The organism is Micromonospora sp. NPDC126480, from assembly GCF_040302465.1.
GTDB lineage: Bacteria > Actinomycetota > Actinomycetes > Mycobacteriales > Micromonosporaceae > Micromonospora.
This window is the reverse complement of sequence record NZ_JBEORU010000008.1, coordinates 83,899-100,173: the sequence shown is the minus strand read 5'-3', so window position 1 is coordinate 100,173 and position 16,275 is coordinate 83,899. Positions and strand designations below refer to the sequence as shown.

Genomic DNA, 16,275 nt, shown 5'->3' with positions numbered 1-16,275 from the left:
GCATGAGCATCAACGCGACGCCGGCGGGGGCGGACGTCTCCGCCGACGAGACCGCCGGCCGCACCGGGCGGCACGCGGTCGTGCCCGCCCAGCGGGCCGGCCGCCGCAAGGCCCCGCTGAGCGAGAACAAGCGCGCCGAACGCAAGCTCGGCTGGCTGCTCTGCGCACCGGCCGCGCTGGTCATGGTGCTGGTGACGGCGTACCCGATCCTCTACTCGGTCTGGCTGTCACTGCAGCGCTTCGACCTGCGCTTCCCCGACGAGCGGCAGTTCATCGGGCTGGAGAACTACGTCACCGTGCTGACCAACGAGTTCTGGTGGACGGCGTTCGGTGTGACCATGCTGATCACCGTCGTCACCGTCGCCGTCGAGCTGGTGCTCGGCATGGGGCTCGCACTGATCATGCACCGGACGCTTGTCGGCCGGGGCATCGTGCGGACCGCGGCGCTGATCCCGTACGGGATCGTCACGGTCGTCGCCGCCTTCTCCTGGCGGTACGCGTGGACGCCCGGCACCGGATACCTGGCGAACCTGTTCGACGGAAGCGCACCGCTCACCGAGCGGGCCAGTTCGCTGGCGATCATCATGCTCGCCGAGATCTGGAAGACGACCCCGTTCATGGCGCTGCTGCTGATGGCGGGCCTGGCCCTGGTGCCGGAGGACCTCCTGAAGGCGGCCTCCACGGACGGGGCGACGGCGTGGCAGCGGTTCACGAAGGTGATGCTGCCGGTGATGAAGCCGGCGATCCTGGTCGCGCTGCTGTTCCGCACGCTGGATGCGTTCCGGGTCTTCGACAACATCTTCATCCTGACGTCCGGGGCGAACGAGACGTCGTCGGTGTCGATGATCGCCTACAACAACCTGATCCGCGGTTTGAACCTCGGCATCGGGTCCACCATGTCGGTGCTGATCTTCATCACCGTGGCGATCATCGCCTTCATCTTCGTGAAGCTGTTCGGAACCGCTGCCCCCGGCAGCGACGACGGGGAGAGGCGCTGACATGGCGGACAACACCACAAAGGCCAAGCTGCGCTGGGGACTGCTCGACGTCGTCGTGGTGGTCTTCGCGCTGATCCCGGTGCTGTGGATCGTGTCGTTGTCGTTCAAGACCCCGGCCACGCTCACCGACGGGAAGTTCATCCCCCGCGAGTGGACGCTGGAGAACTACCGGACGATCTTCGACACCGACCAGTTCGTCCGGGCCCTGGTCAACTCGATCGGCATCGCGCTGATCGCCACGTTCATCGCGGTGGTGCTCGGCGCGATGGCCGCGTACGCGATCTCCCGGCTGGACTTCCCCGGCAAGCGGCTGCTTGTCGGCGTCTCCCTGCTGATCGCGATGTTCCCGCAGGTGTCGCTGGTGTCGCCGCTGTTCGAGATCGAGCGGCAGCTCGGCATCTTCGACACCTGGCCCGGCCTGATCCTGCCGTACATCACGTTCGCGTTGCCGCTGGCGATCTACACGTTGTCGGCGTTCTTCAAGCAGATCCCGTGGGATCTGGAGAAGGCGGCGAAGATGGACGGCGCCACCCAGGGCCAGGCGTTCCGCCGGGTCATCGCGCCGCTGGCCGCGCCGGGGCTGTTCACCACGGCGATCCTGGTCTTCATCTTCTGCTGGAACGACTTCCTGTTCGCCGTCACGCTGACCTCCACCGAACGGGCCCGTACGGTGCCGGTCGCGCTGTCGTTCTTCACCGGCGAGTCGCAGTTCGAGGACCCCACCGGGGCGATCTGCGCCGCCGCCGTGGTGATCACCATTCCGATCATCCTGTTCGTGCTCTTCTTCCAGCGCCGCATCGTCTCCGGCCTGACCTCCGGCGCAGTCAAGGGATAGGTGGTAGTCGTGGCTGACATCGTGCTCGACAAGGTGAGCAAGAAGTTCCCGGACGGCACCGTGGCTGTCCAGGACGTCGACCTGGAGATCGCCGACGGTGAGTTCGTCATCCTGGTCGGCCCGTCCGGCTGCGGGAAGTCCACGACCCTCAACATGATCGCGGGCCTGGAGGACATCAGCTCGGGCGAGCTGCGCATCGCCGGCCAGCGGGTCAACGACAAGGCGCCCCGGGACCGGGACATCGCGATGGTGTTCCAGTCGTACGCCCTCTACCCGAACATGACCGTCCGGGAGAACATGGCGTTTCCGCTGCGCTTGGCGAAGCTGGACAAGGAGACGATCCACCAGAAGGTGGAGGAGGCGGCCAAGGTCCTGGAGCTGACCCCGCTGCTGGACCGCAAGCCGGCCAACCTCTCCGGCGGCCAGCGGCAGCGGGTGGCGATGGGGCGGGCGATCGTCCGGCAGCCCAAGGCGTTCCTGATGGACGAGCCGCTGTCCAACCTGGACGCCAAGCTGCGGGTGCAGATGCGCACGGTGGTGTCCCGGCTGCAGAAGCAGCTCGGCACCACCACGGTCTACGTCACCCACGACCAGACCGAGGCGATGACCCTCGGCGACCGGGTGGTCATCATGCGGGGCGGCGCGGTGCAGCAGGTCGGCCCGCCGCAGGAGCTGTACGACCACCCGCGCAACCTGTTCGTCGCCGGGTTCATCGGCTCGCCCGCGATGAACTTCCTGCACGCCGCCGTCGAGGACGGAGCACTGCGCACGGCGCTGGGCGACGTGCCGCTCGGCGAGCGGGTCCGGCACCAGCTTGAGGGCGCCGACGCGCCGCGTGAGCTGATCCTCGGCATCCGGCCGGAGCACTTCGAGGACGCCGAACTGGTCGACGACGAGACCCGCCGCCGGGGCATGGAGTTCGAGGCGCCGGTGGACATCGTCGAGTCGATGGGCTCGGACAAGTACGTCTACTTCTCCGTCGAGGGGGAGCGGGCCAGCGCCGCCGAGCTGGAGGAACTGGCCGCCGACGCTGGCGCGGATTTCACCGGTGGCGGCGCCAGCCTGGTCACCCGGCTGTCGGCCGAGTCCGGCGTACGCGAGGGGGAGAGCCGGCGGGTCTGGTTCAACCTGGAGAAGATCCACCTGTTCGACCCGACCAACGGCCGCAACCTGACCCTGCACGAGGGCCGTGCCGCCGGGGCGCTGGCCGACTGACATCCTCGTCAACCCAGCAGTTTCGGGGAAAGTGCTGCCTCCACCGCATGGCAGGCCGCACTTTCCCCGAAACTGCGACCCGTGGGCCGTGACCCGTGACCCGCGACCCTTGACCCGTGACCCGTGGGCAGCCGGCGAGTCGGCCGATCGCGGCGGCCGGCGGCGGGGCGACGCTGGGCCGGTCACGGACGCGGGCGGGTGGGCCGCATCGGCCCACCCGCCCGGTGTGTGTGCATCGTCAGCGGCGACGCCGGGACGGCTCGGGAATGTCCGCGTCGACCCGTTCCCGCCGGATCTGGTCGTCGACCGGCTGATCCTCGACGACCTCGTCCTTGGCGAGCCGGACCCGTTCCACGGGCACGGTCTCCTTCGCCACCACGGGCCGCTCGGCGCGGAGCGTCATCTCCTGCTCGGCCTCGCCGATCTCACCGCGTACGCTTCGCGCCTGCTCCGGTGCGATCGGCTCGCGCTCCACGTGCACCTCGTCGTGCTCCACCGGGACGGTGGTGTGGACGTCCTCGGTGACCACGTGCTTGCGCAGCCGGGCCGTGCCGGCGGGCTGGCTCTCGGTGCCCACCCGCAGCCGTTCCTCCGAGCGGATCAGGTCGTTCCCGGCGCCGGGCGCGGGGGCCCGTGCCGCCGCGCCGGGCCTACCCTGCGCGGGCAGGTGGTAGTGGGCGTGGAGCTGCTGCAGTTCGGCGGTGCTGAGCGGCTCCTCGCGGTCGCTGTCCACGGCAGGGGCGTCCTTGACGGTCGACGTGTCGTAGTCGACCGACACGCCGTTGCCACCGATGCGTGCCTTCTGCAGCGGCGCGAGGGTCTCCTTCGCGCCCATGGCGCCGCCCGTCACGCTCACCCAGGTCGGTTGCCCGGCGGCGTCGGTCCAGATCTGGGCGACGGTACCGATCGTCTTGCCCGATCGGTCGCGGATGTCCTGCCCGTACAGCGAACTGGCCTGCTGTGCGCTGATTGTCATGGCTGCTGCCTCCCTCTGGGTTCACTTCTCGGATACCCGGGGGCCGGGGCCGGATTCGTTCGTCGCCGGCCGGACAGGAGCAGCGGAGCGGCCGCGGAAGGTGTCCCAGGTGTCCCGTGTCACCGCGATGGCGCGGCGCGTCACCGACTAGATGGTGATGACGACTTTGGCCCGCGCGTGTTCGCCTTCGAGGTACCGGACGGCCTGGGGCACCTCGTGGAGCGGGTAGGTCCGGTCGATGACCGGGGTGAGGCGGCCGGCCTCGGCGTAGCCGCGGAGCGCCTCGAGGTGCTGCCGGCTGGGCCCGGTGTCGAGCACGACGACGCGGTGCCGGATGAAGGGCGCCAGCAGCCGCCCGCGCGCGATGAGCCAGACCGGCCCGACGAGGCTGCCGCCGCGGTACACCCCGCCGCCGGAGAGCACAAGCGTCCCGGCCGGGGCCAGCGCCCGCCGGAGCGCTGTCAGTGAGCGGTTGCCCACCAGGTCGAACACGACGTCGTGGCGGCCGGCGCCGTGGGTGAAGTCGTCGCGGGTGTAGTCGACGACGTCGTCGGCGCCGAGCGAGCGGACCAGGTCGACGTTGCGGGTGCTGCACACGCCGGTCACGGTCGCGCCGTGAATCTTGGCCAGTTGGACGGCAAGCGTGCCGACGCCGCCGGAGGCGCCGTTGACGAGGACCCGCTGGCCCGGCTCAACCCGCCCGGCGTCGCGCAGCCCCATCAGCGCGGTGATGCCGGCCAGTGGCAGGGCCGCGGCCTGCTGCGGTGTCAGGTTCGCCGGCTTCGGCGCCACCAGGGCCGCGGGCACGCAGACGTACTCGGCGAACGCGCCGTTGGCGTCGCCGAGGTCGCCGAAGACGGCGTCGCCGGTCCGCACCTGGTGGACGTCGGTGCCGACGGCCTCGACCCGGCCGGCGAAGTCGCGGCCACGGATGCGCGCCCGGGGCCGCGACCGGCCGAGGGACAGCCGCGCCAGCCGCGGGTCGCCACGCATGACGTGCCAGTCGTACGCGTTGAGCGCGGCGGCCTCGACCCGCACGAGCACCTCGTCGGCGGCGGGCACCGGCGGGTCGACGTCCGCGAGTTGAAGCGTCTCCGGTGGGCCGTACCGGTCCTGGACGATCGCTTTCATGTCGCCTCCCTCGCCTCGGGTGTACGGCGTACACCTTTATGTGAAGGACGGTAGGTGTACGCCGTACACCTGTCAAGACGGTTATGGTTCAACCGCCGCCGGAAGACGAGGACCGAGATGGCTGAGCAGGTGGGGACGCTGCGCCGGGCGCCGCTGAGCAGGGACCGGATCCTGCGTGCCGCCGTCGCGCTCGCCGACGGGGCCGGGATCGGTTCCCTCAGCATGCGTAACCTCGCCCAGGACCTGGGTGTGGTGCCGATGGCCCTGTACAAGCACGTGGCCAACAAGGACGAACTGCTCGACGGAATGATCGACGTGGTCGTCGGCGAGATCGATCCGCTGGTGCCCGACGCCGACTGGAAGCACGCCCTCCGGGAACGCATCCTCTCGGCGCGGCAGGCGCTGCGGCGGCACCCCTGGGCGCCGCTCGCGATCGAGTCGCGGAGCATGGCGACGCCGGCCATTCTCGCGTACCTCGACTCGATGGTCGGGAGACTGCGGGCCGGCGGATTCTCCGCCGACCTCGCCCACCACGTGATGCACGCGATGGGCAGCCGGATTCTGGGCTTCAGCCAGGAACTGTTCGACCCCTCCCGGCAGGCCGGCCGATCCGGCACGGCCGAACCCGACCCGCCGGCCGCCCTGCCGCCGGAGATCGCCGCCCGGTTCCCGCACCTCGCGGAGATCGCCACGGCGGCGTCCCACGACGACGCCTCGGTCGTCGGGCCGGGCTGCGACGACCAGTTCGAGTTCGAGTTCGCGCTGGACCTGCTGCTGGACGGCATCGAACGGCTGCACCGGCGAGGCTGGACGTCCCGTCACGTACCGCGCTGAGCCGGCCCGGACGCGGCACGGGCGGCGCCGATTCCTGTCGGTGGGCTGGGGCAGCATGTCGCCATGACTGTGACAGCCAACCTGGATCTGGCCATCTTCGACGCGGCGGACATCGACAAGGTCGGCGCGTTCTACGCGGAGCTCACCGGCTGGGACGTCGTCCGCCAGGACGCGGACCGGTTCGGTGTACGCGCTCCAGACGGCCAGGAGATCGAGTTTCAACGCGCGCCCGACCACGTCGCGCCGCAGTGGCCCGGGCAGGACCGCCCGCAGCAGTTCCACCTCGACCTGCAGACCGACGACCCCGAAGCGGCGGCCGAGCGAGCGCTCGCCCTGGGCGCCACCCGGCTGGCCGACGGACCCAGCTGGATCACGCTTGCCGACCCGGCGGGCCACCCCTTCGACCTGTGCCAGGCCGACGGCGTCGGGCCGGTGATGCGGCTGTTCGCGGTGACGATCGACGCTCCCGACGCGTCGGCGCTGGCCCGCTTCTACGCCGATCTCACCGGCATGGCGGTCACCTACGACGGGCCGGAGGGCGCGCTTCTCGCCGGTAACGGCAAGAGCCTGATGTTCCAGCAGATCGACGGCTACAACCCGCCCCGCTGGCCGGACCCGGCGTCCTCGCAGCAGGCCCACCTGGACCTCCTCGTCGACGACCTGGACGCCGGCGAGGCCCGGGCAGTCGAGCTGGGTGCGCGGCGGCTGAGCGCCGGCGGCGAGCGCTTCCGCGTGTTCACCGACCCGGCCGGTCACCCGTTCTGCCTCATCCGGTAGCGCCGGAGACGCGAACGCGGCGTCCGATGGCCGCCGAGGATGCGACGCGGCGGTCGTACGTCAGCTGTCGAGAATCTCGCGCAGCTTGCGGGCGAAGGCCTCGGGTTGGCCGGGATACCCGAACTCGCCGCCGAGGAAGCCGCCGTGGTGACTCGGGAACACGGTCGCCTGCTGGCCGAGCAGTTCGGCGGTGGCCGCCGCCGTCCGTGCCGTGAAGCCGCCCGCCGACTCCTCGCCCACGGCGATCACGATGCGGGTCGGCGCCGCGGCCAGCGCGTCGCGGTCCGGGCGGTAGCTGCTGACCGCCCAGGACCGGTCGGACAGCAACGGGTCGTCACGGCGGCCGTCGTCCTCGCTCGGCATCCCGAACGCGGCGGGGTCCGGCTGCGACTGGGCGAAGAAGCCGTCGGTGAACTCGCCCTGCCAGGACGTCATGGCGATGAAGGCAGCCATGCCGGCGTTCGATCCCTTCGCCTCGTACGCCTCCCGGACGCCACTGCGGGCGCGCTCGGCCGCCTCGGCGTCCGGAAGCACCGGGATGAGCGGCGGCTCGTGCGCGACCAAAGTGGTCACGTCGTGGGGATGGGCCGCCACCAGCGCGAGCGCGGTCACCGCGCCGCCGCTGCTCGCGAAGATCTCCACCGGCCCGACGCCGAGCGCCTCGATCACGGCGTGCACATCGCCCGCCTGGACGGTGGGATCATGGTCGACCCGGCCGTCCTTGCGCCGGCTGCGGCCGAGCCCGCGAGGGTCGTACGTCACCACCGTGCGGTCGGGGAAGTGCGACGCCAGCGTGGCGAAGCCGCTGGCGTCCATGGGCTGGCCGATCATGAGCAGTGGTGGGCGGCCGTCGGCCGTCGGCAGCGGGCCGCGGACGTCGTAGACGATGTCGGCCTCGGCCGTCTCAAGAATGTGTGTGGTCGTCATGGCAGTGCTGACCTCTCCCGTGGTGCAAACTCATCGGACTCCTCACCGATTCCAACGCCGCAGCCGTCCGCTGGCCTACGCCGGTCCTGCGCCGACGCCGGGGTCGAACCTAGACTCCGCGTCGTGACAGACACCGAAGACACTTACGCCGACCAGCGCGTCGCCGTCGCGTGGGCGCGGGTTGAGGCCGGCCTGAGCCGGGTCCTGCCGGCTTCCCTGGGGCAGTTGGCGGCACCGGCCGTCGAGCCGGCGATCGACGAGGTGGAGGCTGCCCTGGCGGTGGCACTGCCGGGGGACCTCCGGGCCAGTCTCCGCATCCACAACGGAACGACATGGGCTTCTCCCGGCTCGGGTCAGCCCAGCCCGGTGCCGCTGGAGCGCCTCTACGACACCGGACAGATCGTCGAGGCGACCCGGATGTGGCGCGACAACTACGCCCCGGACCCGGTCTTCGACGATCCCCATGTCTGGGCGTACCTGGTCGACCAGGAGCACCTCTGCCTGAACGGGCCGGTGCGACCGATCGTGGGTTCGTCGGGCGCTCTGGTGCTGGGCGACCTGAACGGTGACGTGCACTGGCTGCTCGACTTCGACCCGGCGCCGGGCGGGACGCCCGGACAGGTGGTCCGGGTCGACGTCGAATGCTCCACGTGGGACGTGCTGGCCCCGTCCTGGACGCAGCTTCTCATCCGCTACGCCGAGGACCTGGAGCTGTTCGCGACCGCTCCGGACCGTTCCACCCTCGTGATCGATCCGGACCTGGGACCGGCCAGCGAGTGGGGGAGCGCGGATGCCGACTCCTGGGGGACCCGTCCCGCATGGCTCCGGGACGTTGAGCCCCGAGACCCGTACTCCAGCTAACCGCTACCCCGCAGCCACCGCAGGGCGGCATCGGCGCTGTCGTCGGGGCCCCGGTTGAAGGCGATGGCCGCGTTGGGCGCGTGCCGCCGGACCAGGTTGACCACCTTCTCGAAGAACTCGAGCAGCGGCTCGTGCTTCCGGATGCCACCCCCGATCACCACGCAGGCGTAGTCCCGTCCGCTGAGCGCCGCCACGATCGTCGCCTCGGCGTTGTTGTCGTCGAGCGCCACCAGGCACAGGTCGGCCTCGATGCCGTGCTCGGCGAAGCGGGCCTGGCCGCGCCTGATCGCCGCCTCGACCGGCTCCGGATCCCACCCAGGGATCCGGGTCGGGTCCAGACCGAGAACCAGCACCCGCCCCAGCGCCATGCACCCTCCAGAAGTGGCCCGCCTACCGGGCCAGCAGTTGCTCGCGCAGGATGTCGGCGTGCCCGCAGTGCTGGGCGAGCTCCCGCAGCACGTGCAGGTACACCCAGCGCAGCGGGAGCGGCCCGCGCCGGTTCCCCCGCAGCACGTCGTCGAGCCCCAGCGACGACGTCGCCCGGCGGGAAGCGGCGCACGCCTCACGGTACGCCCGCTGAACGCCGGCGATGGTGTCGTCGTCGGCCAGGATGAAGGACTCGTCCGGGGTGGCCGGAATGCCGATCTCGGCGCGTGACCGGCAGGTGACGGCCTCGTCGAACCAGACCCTCTCGACGAAGGTCGCGTGCTTGACCAGGCCGAGCAGGGTGGTCCGGGAGGGCACCAGGGACCGGCGTGCCTGCTCCTCGGTCATCCCGTCCAGGCAGTCGTGCAGCGCCCTGCGGTGCGCGTCGATGAACGCCTCGAACTGGGCCCGGAGCGGCTGGTCCATCACCTCTTCGACGGACCTGGCTGGCAGGGAGGACATGTCGCGCAGCATCCCAGGGCCACCCGTCCGAGAGCAACTGACCACGGCGGCCCGTGCGAACTCGATGAAATCCCGCGACAAACCCTGCGCCGGGCGGGCGGCCAGCCGTGGCCGTGCGCCGAGGCGGTCCGTCTTGAACCCGGATGACCGGGGCCCGCCGCCGCGCCTGCACCTGGCCGGCAGCGGGCCGCCCGGTCGTCACCCGGCTGCTGCGCCCATCGGGCGCCAGACGAGGACAGTGACCGCCCCCATCACCACGGCCGCGATCCAGAACGGTGTGGTGATCGTCCAGGTGGTCGCCAGCATGCCGCCGACGAGCGATCCCAGCGCGGCGCCGCCGAGGTCGAGGAGCCCGTACACGCTTCCGACCCGACCGCGCAGGTGGGACGGGACCGCCCGCTGCCGCACGGATGCGACGGTGATGCCCCAGACCACGGCGTGGACGCTGAAGACGACCAGGACGGTGGCCGCCACCCAGGGCTCCGTCGTTACGGCCAGGATCGCGTGCGTGACGACCTCAACGACCAGGCCGGCACGGAGCAGCGCAGCGCTGCCGAACAACGCCGTGGCCCTGGTCGCGATGGTCGACCCGAACAGGCCCCCGACCGCGAACGCGGTCAGTAGGAAGCCGAACTCGACGTCGGACAGGCCGAGCCGCTGCCGGCAGTAGAGTACGAACACGGCGAAGGCGGCACCGAATGCGACGTTGCCCAGCCCCATGCTCAGGGCGAGCGTCCTCAGCAGGCGGTGTCGCCACAACCACCGCACGCCCTCGACGATGTCGAGCCGTAGCGAGCGTCGTGGCTGAGGTTCCACCGGGCCCGGTACGGGCCGGATTCCCGAGAGCAGCGCGGCGGCCACCGCGAAGGTCAGCGCGTCGAGCCCGAACGGTACGGCGGCGGAGACGACGAAAAGCCAGGCGCCCAGCGGCTTGGCTACGAACTGGTTGCCGATCGTGAACGTCGCATACAGCCGGGCGTTCGCGCTGGGCAGCTTCTCAGGCGGAACCACCGCAGGGAGCAGGGCACCCATGGCGGTGTCCGCGAGGGTCTCGCCAATCCCAAGCAGGAAGAGCACGGCGTAGATGACGGCGATGGTGACGGTCCCGGTGGCGACGGTGACGGTCAGTCCGGTCAGAGCCGCAGCGCGCACCAGATTGACGGCGACAACCAAGCGGCGGCGGTCGAGCCGGTCGACGAATGCGCCGCTGATCAGGGCGAACAGCAACCACGGCAGTTGCTGAGCGAAAACCGCGCCGGCGATCAGGGCCGGATTGTCGGTGATGGAGGCCATCAACAGCGGGCCGGCGACCATCGTGACGCCATCGCCGACGTTGGACACCGCCGCTGCGGTCCACAGTTTGTTGAAGTCCGCGCTCAGACGCGCGGATACCGGGGCATGCAAAGGAGCTCCTCGAGCGGAAGTGGGAAACGGTCGCGGGGGACCGCTTCGCGGCGAGGAGCCACACACCGCCGGGTACCGGCGGCGAAGGGTCAGCGTGCGGCGTGCTCCCGCGGCGAAGCGGAGACCGTCACCAGCTCGAGGCGCATCTTCCAACTCCTGTCTGTGAGTCGACGTTCCGGGCAGGATAGCCGCAGTGGAGCCCCGGTGCGCACCGGGCGCGGGACCCACGATCGAACTGCCGGCGGTACCGTGACGGCGCGAGCGGGGACGCGCACGCCGCTGCCTGGTCGCCGGCCGGGACTTCCGGCGGAGCCGTCGAGGGGGCGTACCGGCAGGTCAAGCCCACGCCAGGCGGGGCACCCGGTCGAGGAAGTCTGCGTAGCGAGCCAGCGCGCGCTCCACCCGCGCCCGGGCCCGCTCGTCCATCGGCACGAGCGGGCGCAGCGTCACCGTCACCCGGTTAGGGTCGAGCTTCCGCTTCCAGGTGCCCACGACCCGCCCGCCCCGGACGACCGTCGCCTGGAAGACGCCGTTGCCACCGGGCACGATCGCGTTCACGTGCTCGGGGTCGAGCATGAGCGAGCGGTCCCGGTAGCCCAGCAGGTACTCGTCGAAGCCGGGCAGCACCAGCACGTCGTCCGCCCGGCGGGGCGCGGTGTCGAGCAGGGCCGCGTCGACGACCGCTGCCTCGCCGTCCACCCGCACCGCCGCCAGCGCGTCACCGGCGGCGTCGAAGCCCCGGCGGGCGTCGGTGAGGGTCAGCCCCGTCCACCCGGCGAACTCGCGGGCCGTCACCGGGCCGTGGGAGCGGACGTAGCGGTGGGCGAGGGTGGCCAGCGCCTCGTCCCGCTCCATTTGGTGCTGGCCCGGCGCCCACTCGTCGAGCAGCACGAAGGTCTGCTCGGCGCCGACGTTCGGCGCCAGACAGGTGACGCCCTTCAGGCTCGCGTACGACAGCAGGTGATAGCCCCGCTGCCCGCTGGTGTCGATGCCGGCCGCCGCCACGGTGGCCAGGCACTGCGCGCGGGTCAGCCGGCCGCCGCCGGCCAGCGCGTCGCCGAGCACCTCCACCGCCCGCTCCGCGTCGACCTCGGTGAGGCCGAGCTGGGTGCGGCGGGTGGCTTCGGCCTTGCGCACCCGTACCCCGGTCAGTTCCAGCATCCAGCGGGCGTCGCGGGGCGGCACGAGGTGCAGCGTGCCCCGCATCGGCCAGGTGCGCAGCGCCTCCCGGCGCTCCAGCGCGGCCGACACGTCCGCCTGGCGCAGCGCCGGCAGTCGGACGCCGAGCGACCACAGGCCGCTGGACAGGTCCTGCGCCTGCATCGCGCCGAACCACTCCACCACCTTTGCCACCGCCCGGCGTGGCCCCGCCGGATGCGGCCGGAGCAGCAGGCTGGTCATCCGCAGCGCGAGCGCCGCCCGCCCGGTCAACTCCACGCCCTCGGCTCCCCTCCGTCGGTACCGGGCAGCCTAAGCGGGACCACCGACACGCGGCATGAGGCGGCTCGCAGCGGGAATGCGACCGCCGAGTACGCGCACCAACGTGCGGGAGGGAGCGACATGACTGCGTCAAGTGAGCCGGTTCGCGGGATGCCGGGCCGATCGCGTGCCACCCGGGGCGGGATCGGAGCGAAGACCAGCGCGGCGGCGACCTTCGCACTGGTGTTCGGGGTCGCCGGGCTGCTCAGCGTGCTGACCGCGGTGCTGGCGCCGGTCGGCCTGGTGCTCGGGATCATCGGGGTCGTGCTCGGCATCGTCGCGCTGCGAACGGCCCGCCGTCCGGGTGTCACCGGCCGGGGTGTCGGCATCGGTGGGTTGGTGCTCAGCGCGCTGGCGGTGCTGATCGGGCTGGCACTCGCCGCCGGGTTCACCACCGTCGTCAACAACGAGGCGGCGGTTGACCGGCTGCAGCAGCAGGTCGACGACCTGCGGGACCGGCTCGACGAATAGCCGCCGGACCCCTGATCGCGCTACGCCGGCGACGTTGCCGGCGGAGCGCGATCCCCCGTGCCAGGTCGACCGTCGCGTGGCCCGCCGCGCCGGTGCGACAAGGATCCCCGCCACCGGTCGGTAACGGCACCGGCACCAGGGGAACTTGCGGAAATCTTGAGCACTCCGTTCACAGCCGACGGTGCATGACCAGTAGGTCGACGTACCCCTCGGTGGGGTGCCGGAAGGCCTCCGGGACACGGCCGACCACCGCGAATCCCAGCGACCGCCACAGCGCCACCGCCCGGGTGTTCGTCGCCACCACCGCGTTGAACTGCATCGCACGGTAGCCGTCGGCGCGGGCGAGGCCGAGCACGGCCTCGCCGAGCGCCCGACCGACACCGCGGCCGGCGGCGGCGGGGGCGACCATGAAGCTCGCGTTGGCCACGTGATCGCCCGGCCCGGCCTGGTTGGGGAGCAGCTTCGCCGAGCCGAGCACCGCGCCGTCGGGGTCCGTCGCCACGAGGACCCGGCCGGGTGGCGGCACCAACCACAGCCGGCGGGCCTGCTCCTCGTCGACGCCCTGAGGCCAGGTGTACGTCTCACCGGCGGCGACGATCTCGCGCAGGAACGGCCAGATGGCGGGCCAGTCGTCGGGTCGGACGGGACGGATCTCCACGGGTCGAGCATGCCATCAGGTGTCAGCCGGGATCCGTTTGACGCCGCAACTAACGGGTAGTCGCGGGGGCTGACCCGATTGTTGAGGAGGAAGACATCCGATGGCTGCCCAGACCAAGGTCGCGGTGATCTACTACAGCGCGACCGGCATCACGTACCAGTTGGCCCAGGCGGTGTGCGAGGCCGCCGGTGACGCCGGCGCCGAGGTGCGGCTGCGCAAGGTGCGTGAGCTGGCGCCGGACGAGGCGATCCGGTCGAACTCGGGCTGGCAGGCGCACCACCTGGAGACGCAGGACGTGCCGGAGGCCCAGCCCGACGACCTCTCCTGGGCCGACGTGGTGATCTTCGGGTCGCCCACCCGGTACGGCATGGTCGCCGCGCAGCTCAAGCAGTTCATCGACACCACCGGACCACTGTGGGCGCAGGGTGCGCTGGCCAACAAGGTCTACTCGGCAGTCACCTCGACCGCCACCTCCCACGGCGGGCAGGAGACGACGCTTACCTCGCTGTTCTCGGTCTTCTACCACTGGGGCGGGATCGTGGTGACCCCCGGCTACACCGACCCGAGCCAGTTCGTCGCCGGGAACCCGTACGGCGCGTCGCACACCAGCAACAACGGCGAGATCGCCCCGGACAGCATCGCGCTGGGTGCGGCGGCGCTCACCGCCAAGCGGGCGGTGGAGATCGGGACCGCGCTGAAGAAGGGCCTGGCTGCCTGAGCCGCGTGTTAAGAGGGGCCCCTTGCACAACGCTAGGCGTTAACAAGGGGCCCTTCCTTACTCAGCAGGCCGGTGAGGAGGTCGGCGAGGACGTCGACGCCGTCGGGGCTGAGCACCGACTCCGGGTGGAACTGCACCCCGGCCAGGCCCGCGCCGCGCAGCGCGTGCACCGCCCCGTCCGCGTCGTCGCGGGCCACCTCCACCGGGCCGTACGGGGTGTCGAGGCGGTCCGCGTCCGCCCGGGCGGTGAACGTCGAGTAGAAGCCGACCCGCCGCCGGGCGCCGAAGAGCGGCACCTCCCGCTGCAACCCCTGGTACGGGGCGTCCCGGCGGTGCAGGGGCAGCCCCAGCAGTCCGCACAGCAGCTGGTGACCGAGACAGACCGCCAGCGTCGGCCGGCCGGCGGCGAGCAACCCGCTCAGCAGGTCACGCATCGCCACCATCCTGGGCTCGGCCGGGTCCGTCGGGTCGCCCGGCCCGGGGCCGACGACGACCAGGTCGTACCCGTCAACCGGGCCCGGCGCGTCCCACCGCCGCAGGTCGACGGCGAGGCCGAGCGCCCGCAGTTGGTGGGCGAGCATGCCGGTGAACGTGTCCTCCCCGTCGACGATCACCGTCCGGCGGCCGGCGAGCCCGGGGCGGCCGGGCGCGTCCACCGGCCGCTGGTCGAGCCAGAACCGGGCCAGCGGCGCGTTGCGAGCGGCGAGCGCCGCGCGTACCTCCGGGTCCTCGGCGAGCCGGCCCAGCGACCCCGCGGCCGGTACCGGCGCCTGCGGGCCGAGGCCCAGCGCGGCCAGCACGCCGGCGGCCTTGGCGTGGGTTTCGGCCACCTCCCCGTCCGGGGTCGAGTGGCGGACCAGGGTGGCCCCGACCGGCACGCGCAGCTCCCCGCCGGGGGAGAGCTCGGCGGTGCGGATCAGGATCGGCGCGTCCAGCGTCTGACGGCCGGTTCCGTCGCGGCCGAGCAGCGCGAGCACCCCTGCGTAGTAGCGCCGGCCGGTGCGCTCGTGGCGGGCGATGACGCGGCAGGCGTTCTCCATCGGGCTGCCGGTCACCGTCGGCGCGAACATCGTCTCCCGCAGCACGTCGCGGACGTCCATCGAGCCGCGGCCGGCCAGCAGGTACTCGGTGTGCGCGAGGTGGGACATCTCCTTGAGGTAGGGGCCGACCACCTGACCGCCCCGGTCCGCGACGGTCGCCATCATCTTCAGCTCTTCGTCGAGCACCATGTACAGCTCCTCGACCTCCTTCGGGTCGGCGAGGAAGCGCAGCAGGGCGGCCCGGTCGGCGGTCGCGCCGGTGTGCCGGAAGGTGCCGCTGATCGGATTCATCATGACCAGCCCGTCGTCGACGCTGACGTGCCGCTCCGGGCTCGCCCCGACCAGGGTGCGGGTGCCGGTGTGCACGACGAAGGTCCAGTACGCGCCGCGTTCGGCCAGCAGCAGCGAGCGCAGCGCCGCCAGCGCCGCCCGCAGCGGTGGGCCCTGAACGGTGGCGCGCAGCGTGCGGTGGACGACGAAGTTCGCGCCCTCACCACGGCCGATCTCGTCGGTGAGGACCCGGCCGACCGTGGCGGCGTACTCCTCGTCGGTGACGTCGAAGCGGGCGTCGCGGGTGACCACCGGGCCGTCGGGCAGCGCGGCCAGCGCCGCCGGGAGGTCGACGCGTTCGTGCAGGTCGATCGTCAGGCACTCCAGCGGGGCGCCGTCGTCCACGCAGGCGAAGCCGCGCTCGGCGATCTGCCGGTACGGCACCAGCGCGAGGGTGCGCGGCCCGGGCGTCCCGTCGGGCAGCGGGATGTCGGCGAGCCGTCGTACGGTGCCCACCGGGCCGGTGAACAGGTCCAGGTGGTCGGCGCCCTCGCGGCGGACGAGCGCGAACGGGCCGGGGTCGGCGCCGGCGGCGACGTCGGCGAGCAGCGCGGGAAGGTGGGTCATCGGGTCTCCTCGGATGCCGGGTGCCGCCCGACGGGGCGCTCCGCTGCCCGGTGGAGACCGGCGGCCGCCTCGACGGGCGGCCGCGTGGAAAAGCTACGCGCGGGGGGTGGCCGCCGGATCGGCGGGCCACCAGCAGGACAGGTGCGCGAGCATGAGCCCACCCTAC

17 protein-coding genes are annotated in these 16,275 nt (G+C 71.9%); 8 read left to right on the top strand and 9 right to left on the bottom strand.

Translation table 11 applies throughout. From position 1 onward, the window contains the following. Window positions 1-2: 2 nt before the first annotated feature. The 3 genes from ABTW87_RS10180 to ABTW87_RS10170 are packed head-to-tail and all read left to right on the top strand — an operon-like array spanning window position 3 to window position 3,048. A complete protein-coding gene (locus ABTW87_RS10180) occupies window positions 3-998 on the top strand; it encodes a carbohydrate ABC transporter permease (RefSeq protein WP_350650468.1) in 996 nt (331 codons plus the stop codon). 1 nt (window position 999) lies between these two features. Next, complete coding sequence (locus tag ABTW87_RS10175) at window positions 1,000-1,833, top strand: carbohydrate ABC transporter permease (protein WP_350650467.1); 834 nt, start codon at window positions 1,000-1,002, stop codon at window positions 1,831-1,833. A 9-nt stretch (window positions 1,834-1,842) separates the two neighbouring features. Further along, on the top strand, window positions 1,843-3,048 hold the full coding sequence (locus ABTW87_RS10170) for an ABC transporter ATP-binding protein (protein ID WP_350650466.1): 1,206 nt from the start codon (window positions 1,843-1,845) through the stop codon (window positions 3,046-3,048). A gap of 238 nt (window positions 3,049-3,286) precedes the next feature. Here the strand turns inward: ABTW87_RS10170 and ABTW87_RS10165 are convergent, their stop codons facing one another. Together ABTW87_RS10165 and ABTW87_RS10160 are read right to left on the bottom strand one after the other, a co-directional pair. Then, window positions 3,287-4,024: a PRC and DUF2382 domain-containing protein gene (locus ABTW87_RS10165; RefSeq protein ID WP_350650465.1), complete on the bottom strand. Its 738-nt coding sequence runs from the start codon at window positions 4,022-4,024 to the stop codon at window positions 3,287-3,289. Window positions 4,025-4,171: 147 nt separating this feature from the next. Then, entirely contained in the window at window positions 4,172-5,155 is a 984-nt protein-coding gene (locus tag ABTW87_RS10160; RefSeq protein WP_350650463.1) for an NAD(P)-dependent alcohol dehydrogenase, read from the bottom strand. A 117-nt stretch (window positions 5,156-5,272) separates the two neighbouring features. Between ABTW87_RS10160 and ABTW87_RS10155 the strand changes: the two genes are divergently transcribed. Both ABTW87_RS10155 and ABTW87_RS10150 read left to right on the top strand, forming a co-directional pair. Continuing rightward, window positions 5,273-5,989 (top strand): TetR/AcrR family transcriptional regulator, encoded by a 717-nt coding sequence (locus ABTW87_RS10155; RefSeq protein WP_350650461.1) that lies wholly within the window; start codon window positions 5,273-5,275, stop codon window positions 5,987-5,989. A 63-nt stretch (window positions 5,990-6,052) separates the two neighbouring features. Then, complete coding sequence (locus tag ABTW87_RS10150) at window positions 6,053-6,766, top strand: VOC family protein (RefSeq protein ID WP_350650459.1); 714 nt, start codon at window positions 6,053-6,055, stop codon at window positions 6,764-6,766. Window positions 6,767-6,826: 60 nt separating this feature from the next. Here ABTW87_RS10150 and ABTW87_RS10145 read toward each other — a convergent pair whose 3' ends face one another. Further along, on the bottom strand, window positions 6,827-7,693 hold the full coding sequence (locus ABTW87_RS10145) for an alpha/beta fold hydrolase (RefSeq protein WP_350650458.1): 867 nt from the start codon (window positions 7,691-7,693) through the stop codon (window positions 6,827-6,829). Window positions 7,694-7,816: 123 nt separating this feature from the next. Here ABTW87_RS10145 and ABTW87_RS10140 point away from each other — a divergent pair, with 123 nt between their 5' ends. After that, window positions 7,817-8,554, top strand: a complete 738-nt coding sequence (locus ABTW87_RS10140) for an SMI1/KNR4 family protein (protein ID WP_350650456.1) — start codon at window positions 7,817-7,819, stop codon at window positions 8,552-8,554. On the opposite strand, the gene ABTW87_RS10135 is transcribed toward ABTW87_RS10140, so the two are convergent. From ABTW87_RS10135 to ABTW87_RS10120, 4 genes are all read right to left on the bottom strand, one after another. Further along, window positions 8,551-8,922, bottom strand: a complete 372-nt coding sequence (locus ABTW87_RS10135; protein WP_350650454.1) for a hypothetical protein — start codon at window positions 8,920-8,922, stop codon at window positions 8,551-8,553. The two genes, ABTW87_RS10140 and ABTW87_RS10135, sit on opposite strands and share 4 nt — an antisense overlap. 22 nt (window positions 8,923-8,944) lie before the next feature. Beyond that, the gene (locus tag ABTW87_RS10130; protein WP_350650452.1) at window positions 8,945-9,442 is read right to left on the bottom strand and encodes a DinB family protein; all 498 of its coding nucleotides are present in this window, start codon (window positions 9,440-9,442) and stop codon (window positions 8,945-8,947) included. 198 nt (window positions 9,443-9,640) lie between these two features. Beyond that, a complete protein-coding gene (locus ABTW87_RS10125) occupies window positions 9,641-10,846 on the bottom strand; it encodes an MFS transporter (protein ID WP_350650556.1) in 1,206 nt (401 codons plus the stop codon). A gap of 336 nt (window positions 10,847-11,182) precedes the next feature. Further along, entirely contained in the window at window positions 11,183-12,247 is a 1,065-nt protein-coding gene (locus ABTW87_RS10120) for a winged helix DNA-binding domain-containing protein (protein ID WP_350650555.1), read from the bottom strand. A 159-nt stretch (window positions 12,248-12,406) separates the two neighbouring features. On the opposite strand from ABTW87_RS10120, the gene ABTW87_RS10115 reads away from it, so the two are divergent. Continuing rightward, window positions 12,407-12,796 (top strand): DUF4190 domain-containing protein, encoded by a 390-nt coding sequence (locus ABTW87_RS10115; protein ID WP_350650450.1) that lies wholly within the window; start codon window positions 12,407-12,409, stop codon window positions 12,794-12,796. A 169-nt stretch (window positions 12,797-12,965) separates the two neighbouring features. Here the strand turns inward: ABTW87_RS10115 and ABTW87_RS10110 are convergent, their stop codons facing one another. Further along, a complete protein-coding gene (locus tag ABTW87_RS10110) occupies window positions 12,966-13,454 on the bottom strand; it encodes a GNAT family N-acetyltransferase (RefSeq protein WP_350650448.1) in 489 nt (162 codons plus the stop codon). Between the two features lie 100 nt (window positions 13,455-13,554). Here ABTW87_RS10110 and wrbA point away from each other — a divergent pair, with 100 nt between their 5' ends. Continuing rightward, window positions 13,555-14,172 (top strand): NAD(P)H:quinone oxidoreductase, encoded by a 618-nt coding sequence (gene wrbA, locus ABTW87_RS10105; protein WP_350650446.1) that lies wholly within the window; start codon window positions 13,555-13,557, stop codon window positions 14,170-14,172. Window positions 14,173-14,204: 32 nt separating this feature from the next. Here wrbA and ABTW87_RS10100 read toward each other — a convergent pair whose 3' ends face one another. Next, the gene (locus ABTW87_RS10100; protein WP_350650444.1) at window positions 14,205-16,109 is read right to left on the bottom strand and encodes a chorismate-binding protein; all 1,905 of its coding nucleotides are present in this window, start codon (window positions 16,107-16,109) and stop codon (window positions 14,205-14,207) included. Window positions 16,110-16,275: the final 166 nt, after the last annotated feature.